The sequence below is a fragment of the Dyella sp. genome, from assembly GCF_035277725.1.
GTDB lineage: Bacteria > Pseudomonadota > Gammaproteobacteria > Xanthomonadales > Rhodanobacteraceae > Dyella_B.
Genome location: NZ_DATEJY010000270.1, coordinates 1 through 7,792 on the forward strand (window position 1 = coordinate 1; position 7,792 = coordinate 7,792).

The following is a 7,792-nucleotide window of genomic DNA, read 5'->3' on the forward strand; positions in this document are numbered from 1 at the left end:
CCCGGCGCCTATGCGCCCGCTTCGCGGCCTCCGCGCGCGCGATCGCTGCTTGAAAAAAACCGTGGCGCCGCCAACGGTACGGAACACGCCGGCACGCTGGCGAATCTGTTCGATTCCATGCGCCGCCGCCAGGACTGGACCGGTCCTTGGTACAAGCGCGGCGTCACCGCATTGAAGTACCTTGCGCGCAGCCTGTGCATGCTGCCGCAGCATCAGCGCTTTCTGGCCACGATCGCCGACGACCCGGTGATGAGTGCCTACCGCCAGCGCGATCCGCGCCTGCTTGAGCGGCACATGCACCGCTACGTCAACGCGCATTGGCATCGGCGCGATCGACTGACCTATCTGCAGCAGCATTACCGCTTTGCCAAAGCACATCTACCGCCCGGTTTGTACGAGCTGGTCTATGCCATGGGCCATGCGAGTTTAGGAAGCCTGACGGCCAAGGATGGCTCCCTGCTCACCCTGTGTTTGCGGCCACCGATCTACAAGGGCTGCGAAGGCGAGCTGTGCTTGCAATTGTGCGATGTGAATGAGGATCCGCTGTACAGCATCGTGTTCTCGATCGCGGATGAACTGCCGACGATGATGATCGGCTGCCTGCAAGGGCCGCGCGGCGAGAATGCCAAGGAGGTGGTGCGCGAACTTACGCGCCTCCTGCACGGCATGCGGCCCAAGCAATTGATGCTGTCGCTCGTCTACGCGTTCGCCGGCCACTATGGCATCGAGCGGCTGGTGGCGATCAGCAACGATGCCCATCCGCTGCGCCGCAGTGGCCGTCCGCTGTACTCCGACTACGACGCGTTCTGGGAAGAGCAGCGTGGCCGGCGCATTGGCGGTGGCTGGTACGCGCTGCCGGGGTCGTTGACGCACAAGTCGGAGGCGGAGGTGCCGAGCAATCATCGCGCTGCGTTCCGCCGCCGCGAAGCACTGCGGCGTGAAGCCGAGCAATTGCTGCTGAACGCCCTGGCGCCGCCGATACCCGGATTTCAGCTTGCCGCGAACGATGCGCCGCGCATGCCGGTTCCGGTTGTGGCAGGCTCTGGCAACGGTCCGTAGGGTATGAGCGCCGTGACGCTATCCGTGCATGTCAGCGACGTCGAAAAGTTATTTCGCGAGCAGAACCGCGCGCTGATCGCGTTTCTGCAATGTCGCCTCAACTCCTTGTCGGATGCACAGGAAGTGGCGCAGGAAGCGTATTTGCGCATGCTCACCATGGACAACCGCGAGGAAGTCGATTCGCTGCGCAGCTATCTGTTCAAGGTGGCGGGCAATCTTGCCATCGATCGTCTGCGCAAGCGCAAGGTGCGCAGTGAGTTTGCGGTCGTGCAATCGCAGGATGAGCCGGTGGATGAGCACAGTCCGGCCCATCATGCGGTGGCAGTGGAACAGGTGGCCGGTGTGCGCCGGGCCTTGAGCGAATTGCCGGCCAAAACGGCGCAAGCCTTTGTGATGCACGTAATCGAAGGGCGCGATTTCAGCCATGTCGCCCAAACCATGAAACTCAGCGAGCGCATGGTGCGCTACCACGTCGCCAACGCACTGGCTCATTGCCGTGCGCGTGTCGACGAGACGGAGGTGCCGTGATGGCAAGCAAACAGCAGGATCAAACCATGCAGGTCGCCGCGGAATGGTGGACACGATTGCGCGAGCCGAACGCGGGCGATGACGTCGTCGAACAATGGCTGGCATGGACGAACGAAGACGAGCGCCACCTGCAAGCGTTCGAACAGGTGAGCGCGCTGGCCGAGCAACTGGGGTCGCTGGACCAGGTTTCACGTCGCAGGCTGGCCGAGGCTTTTGCGAAGCCGGCCGGCCCGCAGCGGCGCTGGTTGCCGCTGGCTGCGGCAGCCTCCATCGCAGCCGTGATGCTGGGCGCTGCGCTCTATGTCGGCTGGATGCAACATGCTCCTGCGGTAACCGCTCAGGTCTACCAAAGCGGCATCGCACAGAACCGCAATTTCAGCTTGCCGGACGGTACCAAGGTGGCGCTGGGCGCGGACTCCACGTTGAGCGTGACGTACGGCAGCCAGGAACGCGCTATCGACGTACGCGGTGGCGAGGCTTATTTCGAAGTCGTGCACGACAGCCGTCGGCCGTTCGTGGTGACGATCGGCCATGTCACCGTGCGCGACATCGGTACCGCCTTCGACGTGCGTCGCACCGGCGAGCGTGTGATGGTGGCGGTGACGCAAGGGCGTGTGGCGATTGCCGATCGGCGCGCGAATGCCGGTCCGGGTGACACGCTGGAAGCGACGGCAGGGCAGCGCGTCTCCTACGATCCGACTACATCGAGCATGACGGTCGACATCGTTTCGCCAGCGCAAGCAACGGCGTGGCGCAGCAATCGCCTGGAGTTCATCGACGAACCGCTGGGCGTGGTGATTGCCAATCTGAATCGCTATACGGGCACGCCGCTGCATGTCGCCGATGCGAATCTGAATGGGCTGATCTACACCGGCACCGTCCACACCGATGCGATCGATAGCTGGCTGGACGCGTTGCCGGAAGTGTTTCCGTTGCAGGTAAACAAGCAAGCCGGCCGGGTGGTGCTATCCGATGCAAAGAGTGCTGCCCGGTAGGTCATTCGTAGCAGGTAGGCTGGGATGCAATCCCAGCTTTTCTTGGCATGGTGATGCTGGGATTGCATCCCGGCCTACGCAGTGTTGTTGCAAGCCTGCCGCAAGCTAGCCGATTGCACGGCCTTTTTATGACTTGCAGGTGATGCCAACGGACAGGCTGCATGTCACACTCGTGATTTAGCGCAGAGTTGACGCAGGCCATGAGGCGATTTGCCTGGCTGCCGGCTTTCGGCGGCCTGACAATGGGGATGGTTGTATGGACGGCGGGTGCTTTACCGGTTCATGCAACGGAGCAGTCGGTTGGCATGCGTTTCGAGATACCGGCGCAGTCGCTGGCCACGGCGTTGATCGCCTTCGGCAAGCAGGCCAACGTGCAAGTATTGACCGCCGGCAAGACGGTGGATGCGCTGCGTTCGCACGAAGTGATCGGTACGCTGTCGGCCGAGTCGGCGCTGACGCGTCTGCTGGATGGCACGGATATGGGCTTTGCCTTCGTCGACGCACGCACGGTGGTGGTAAAGCCGCGCGCGGTCGCCGCCGTTCAGCCGTCCAAACGTCCATTCGCCGACGAATCGACCACGATCTTGCTGCCACCGATCCAGGCGATCGGTCTGGTGGGGCGCGATGCAGGCTTCATGGCCGACGTCACCAGCGGTCCCGGGCGCATGCTGGCCGATCCGCTGGACGTGCCGGAATCGGTCAGCGTGGTGACGCAGAGCCTGCTGCAATCCGAACAGGTGCTGACGATTGCCGATGCCATCCGCAACGTGGCCGGCGCGCAATACGTGGATGGCACCGCCGGATTGCCGGTGTTCGACGTGCGCGGGTTCATCGCCGGCAACGGCATGACCGACGGCATGCCGAACAATGTGCTCGGCATTGGCGACTATCCGCCGATGGTGGCCCTGGAGCGCGTTGAAGTGCTGAAAGGGCCGCAAGCCGTGCTGGGCGATACGTCGGCGTACAACAACTTCGGCGGGCTGATCGACGTCATCCTGAAAAAGCCGCAAAGCGAACCGGTGCGCCAGGTCATGTGGTCGCTTGGAGAGCATGGCGAAAAGCAGCTCGGCGTGGATCTGGCCGGCCCACTGAACGACAGCAAATCGTTGACGTACCGGCTGATCTTGAATGGCGACATGGCCGACAGCACGCCGCAAGGCATGCGCGGACAGCGCAATCGCTACGTTGCGCCATCGATCGGCTGGTCGACGCCGAATACGACATTCATCGCCGGCATGTCGTGGATGATGAATCACGTGCCGATTCCCGATCACGTGGTGCTGCTTGGCGATACGGTGGGATCGGCTTCGCCTCCCGGTATCTTGCTGGACAACCCGAACGATCACAGCTCGGTGGAAACGCGGCGGCTGTTCTACCTGCTGGAGCATCGCTTCGACGATACCTGGACGCTCCGCAGCCGCGCGCAATACGTGCGCGAGGCGATGGACTTGCAGAACTGGCTGGTGAGCGGTATGGACCTTGAAGGTGATGCAGGTGCGGTGGGGCAGCACTACCGCGTTTCCGACGCGTACTACACCTTGCAGAACGACATCGTGGGTGAGTTCGGGCACGGCTGGATGCAGCATACGGTCATGCTGGGCGTGGACTATTCGCGCATCCAGATTGGTGGCGGCATCGATGCTTTCAGCAATGCCGGCGCCGGCATGAGCTACAACCTCTTCACCAGCGGGCCGTTGCAACCGCCGGCTTCCCAGATATCGTCGAGCGATTATCTCAACGCCTATATACCGGATACACCGTGGACGACGGAAACCGGTGTGTTCCTGCAGGACCAGATCAATCTCGGCAGCCACTGGGAAGCGTTGCTGGCGGTGCGGCGCACCAGCTATCAGCTGGATACCACGCATGCGGACGGCACGCCCTGGAATCTGCACAAGGTGCATTGGGTGCCCAATTTCGGGCTGGTGTACAAGCTGACGCCGAGCATGTCGCTGTATGCGAATACATCCAACGGTTTTCAGCCGGATGTGGACCTGGGCAAGGACAACACCCCGCTGCCGCCGTCGCTATCGCGCCAGATCGAAGCCGGCGCAAAGTTCGATCTGTTTCAGCATCGCGCACGCCTGACGGTGGCTGCCTATCGCATCATGCTTGACCACAGCAATGACCTGGTCTCGCTACAGCCGCCGTACTACATCGTCAGCGGACCGGGACAGTCGAACCAGGGCATCGAGATTGAATTCAATGGACAGCTGGCGCCGGGACTGAACCTCAGTACCGCGTACACGCGCGCCTCGGTGCACAACAACGACGGCTCGGAGGCCACCGGGGAATCGCAGCAGCGTTTCAACCTGTGGGCGAGCTACGCCTTTCAGCAAGGCTGGCTGCGTGGATTCGGCATGGCCGGCGGCGTGCTGGCACGCAGCCGCAGCGTCGGGCAGATGTCCGACGAAAGCGCGTACATCCAGATTCCCGGCCAGGCGCGGGTGGATATGAACGTGTTCTACCGTGCCCCGCACTGGAGCGTGACGCTGGGTATGCGCAATATCCTTTCGCGGAATCTATACAGCCCGACGTTCAATGAAACGTTTGTACCGCTGGATGATCATCGGACGGTTTTGTTGAGCGGGGCGGTGGATTTTTGATGCACACGGATAGCCGTGGCCTGTAGCCCGTAGGCTGGGATGAAATCCCAGCATCAAGCTGCTTGATGCATGCCAGGACCATCCCTTTTCAGTGACGCTCTTGTTTCAGGCTCCACGTTTGAACGTGTATGGTGGCTGCTCCATTCGCAGCCTCGATCAGGTACCCGGCATGAATCAGGATCAATGGAATTTTCTTGATCGCTACATCGGCGATCGTCTCGTTCACGCCGATGGCATTTTCCAGGAAGCGCTCGATGCGAGTACGCAGGCCGGCTTGCCGGCGATCAGCGTGGCGGAGAACCAGGGCAAGTTTCTCTATCTGCTGGCGAAGATTCGCGGTGCGCGGCGCATCCTCGAAATCGGCACGCTCGGCGGCTATAGCACCATCTGGCTTGCCCGTGCGTTGCCGCGCGATGGCGCTCTCGTCACGCTGGAATTCAGTCCCGAGCACGCTGCGGTTGCGCGCGCCAATATCGAACGGGCGGGCTTGTCGGAGGTGGTATCGGTGGTGATCGGCATGGCCGCCGATTCGCTGGAGGAAATGATCGCCAGCCGTACCGAGCCGTTCGACTTGATCTTCATCGATGCGAACAAGGACGGCTATCCGGATTACTTGCGCTTGTGCTTGCCGTTGTCGCGAGCCGGCACGGTGATCGTGGCCGATAACGTGATCCGGCATGGCAAGTTGGCGGACCCGACGAATACCGATCCTGATGTGGTCGGCATTCGCCAGTTCATGGATTTGCTGGCGAAGCAGCCCGGCATCGAATCCACTGCCATTCAGACGGTGGGCGCCAAAGGTTGGGATGGCTTCTCGATTTCGGTGGTGTCGGCCTGACGCCGGTTACTTGCTGGCCGGCTGTGCGGTAAATACATCATTGCCGAACGTACGCAGCCCGTTGTCCTGCGCATAGCCGAGATGCGACAGGCTGAAGATATCTTCCAGCGTGCGCAGCAAGCTGTAGTGGTTGTATTCCGTCTCAGGCTGCGTGCCGGGTGCGATATAGGGCGAGAGCAGGACGGCGCCGATGCGGCCGCCGCCAGGGCCGATCTTGCCGCCCGGTTGCGGGCCGCCAGGCAGTGCTTTCTCGTTGCAGCAGGCGGCGCCGTCATTCCCTTCATCGAAGGTGATGATCAACAGGCCATCCTGCTTGAACGCTGGCGATTCGATGATGCGCGGTACCCATGTGCGCAGGAACGCATCGGCGGAAATCAGGCCGCCGGGCTCGCCGTTTTTACACGGCGCATCGTGGCCGTCGTGACAGAGGTTGGGCGTGACGTAGACGAAGTTGGGTGTGCTTTTGAGCTTGGCAAGATCGTTGCCAAGGTGATCGAGATTCACCACGCGGGCATCGCAGTACTTCTTTTTGTCGATGATGGTGTGGAAGTACATGAAAGGGTTGTGCTTGGTGGCGTACTGGTCTTGCGGCGTCGCATGCTCGGTGATGTCAGGCGTGCCGATGACCGGATGCGCGCACGTTGCCGATTCACGCGCGGGATCCTTGCCCATGTCTTCCATGTACGCCTTCCAGGTAAAACCGGCATCGGTGAGCTGGTTGGCGAGGGTGCTTACGCTCTTGGGATAGACGCAGCCGGTGCCTGGCAGTTGCCCGTTCGCATCCGGCTTTTTCGCGGTGGCCACGAATTCGCTGAAGGTGCTGCAATCCGCCTGCGTATCCGGATTGGGCGCCTGGCCGCTGATCATCGCGATGTAGTTGTCCAGGCTGTAATGGCCGATGCCGTAGTAGTTGGGCAACAGCGCGCCCTGTTTGGGCAGCTCACGGGCGAGATAGGGCGCGATCGACTGCGGCCCGAACGTGACCGGATAAGACTCGTTCTCCAGCATGATGATGAAGACGTGCCGGATCGGCGGCAGATTGGACGGCGCGGCGGCGAGGCAGCTTGCAGTCACGCAAAACGTGGCGAGCAACGCGATAAGGGAAAGGCGGGTGCGTGTCAGCAGGCGGCGCACGGGGAGCTGGCTTGATAAACGGGACATCCGGAAATCCTTGGGTGATAGCGGCCGGCATGAGGGCTGGCGCGACGGCTATTGCAGCCGCCTTGGGCAACAGGATCAAGCCGTGAGGCGTATGCACGCAGCAGGGAGTTGGATGATGTCCTTCCTGACCCGTCGTCCCGGCGAAAGCCGGGACCGAGTGTCTTTGTGGCTAGTTAAAGTCGCGGGACCCCGGCCTTTGCCGGGGTGATCAATGATCAACGCTCGCGCCACCATTCCGCGTAACGCGCCGATGAAAGCCCAGCCAATCAGGCACGCCCGTACACATCATCAAAGCGCACGATATCGTCTTCGCCCAGATAGCTGCCGGACTGCACCTCGATCAACTCCAGCGGCACCTTGCCGGGATTGCGCAGACGGTGCACGCTGCCGAGCGGGATGTAGGTGCTCTGATTTTCGGCCAGCAGAAACACCTTCTCATCGCAGGTGACTTCAGCGGTGCCGGACACCACGATCCAGTGCTCCGCGCGATGATGATGCTTCTGCAGGCTCAGGCTGGCGCCCGGCTTCACTACGATGCGCTTGACCTGGAAACGCCCGCCCGCTTCAAGCGAGTCATAGCTGCCCCACGGACGATGCACCACGCG

General features: G+C 61.8%; 7 protein-coding genes. 5 read left to right on the plus strand and 2 right to left on the minus strand.

Features of this window, described 5'->3' with window-relative positions; genetic code table 11:
• From VJR68_RS21720 to VJR68_RS21740, 5 genes are all read left to right on the plus strand, one after another.
• Positions 1–1,059: VirK/YbjX family protein (locus VJR68_RS21720; RefSeq protein ID WP_324150992.1), on the plus strand; the 1,059-nt coding region annotated here is incomplete at its 5' end.
• A 12-nt stretch (positions 1,060–1,071) separates the two neighbouring features.
• Positions 1,072–1,587, plus strand: coding sequence for an RNA polymerase sigma factor (locus VJR68_RS21725; RefSeq protein WP_324150994.1), 516 nt, complete (start codon positions 1,072–1,074; stop codon positions 1,585–1,587).
• Positions 1,587–2,582, plus strand: a complete 996-nt coding sequence (locus VJR68_RS21730; RefSeq protein WP_324150995.1) for a FecR family protein — start codon at positions 1,587–1,589, stop codon at positions 2,580–2,582. The genes VJR68_RS21725 and VJR68_RS21730 overlap by 1 nt, the downstream gene beginning before the upstream one ends.
• Positions 2,583–2,887: 305 nt before the next feature.
• Positions 2,888–5,188: a TonB-dependent siderophore receptor gene (locus VJR68_RS21735; RefSeq protein ID WP_324150996.1), complete on the plus strand. Its 2,301-nt coding sequence runs from the start codon at positions 2,888–2,890 to the stop codon at positions 5,186–5,188.
• 169 nt (positions 5,189–5,357) lie between these two features.
• Positions 5,358–6,026 carry an O-methyltransferase gene (locus tag VJR68_RS21740; protein ID WP_324150998.1) on the plus strand — a complete coding sequence of 223 codons (669 nt, stop codon included), beginning with the start codon at positions 5,358–5,360 and terminating at the stop codon, positions 6,024–6,026.
• A 6-nt stretch (positions 6,027–6,032) separates the two neighbouring features.
• Here the strand turns inward: VJR68_RS21740 and VJR68_RS21745 are convergent, their stop codons facing one another.
• Together VJR68_RS21745 and VJR68_RS21750 are read right to left on the minus strand one after the other, a co-directional pair.
• On the minus strand, positions 6,033–7,187 hold the full coding sequence (locus tag VJR68_RS21745; protein ID WP_324150999.1) for an alkaline phosphatase family protein: 1,155 nt from the start codon (positions 7,185–7,187) through the stop codon (positions 6,033–6,035).
• 266 nt (positions 7,188–7,453) lie between these two features.
• On the minus strand, positions 7,454–7,792 hold a 339-nt coding region (locus VJR68_RS21750; protein WP_324151001.1), incomplete at its 5' end, for a cupin domain-containing protein.

What these genes read in the sequence shown, in the direction of transcription:
- VJR68_RS21730 (WP_324150995.1), top strand. Translation starts at nt 1,587, where the DNA reads ATGGCAAGCAAACAGCAGGATCAAACCATGCAGGTCGCCGCGGAATGG.
- VJR68_RS21735 (WP_324150996.1), top strand. Translation starts at nt 2,888, where the DNA reads ATGCGTTTCGAGATACCGGCGCAGTCGCTGGCCACGGCGTTGATCGCC.
- VJR68_RS21740 (WP_324150998.1), top strand. Translation starts at nt 5,358, where the DNA reads ATGAATCAGGATCAATGGAATTTTCTTGATCGCTACATCGGCGATCGT.
- VJR68_RS21745 (WP_324150999.1), bottom strand. Translation starts at nt 7,187, where the DNA reads ATGTCCCGTTTATCAAGCCAGCTCCCCGTGCGCCGCCTGCTGACACGC.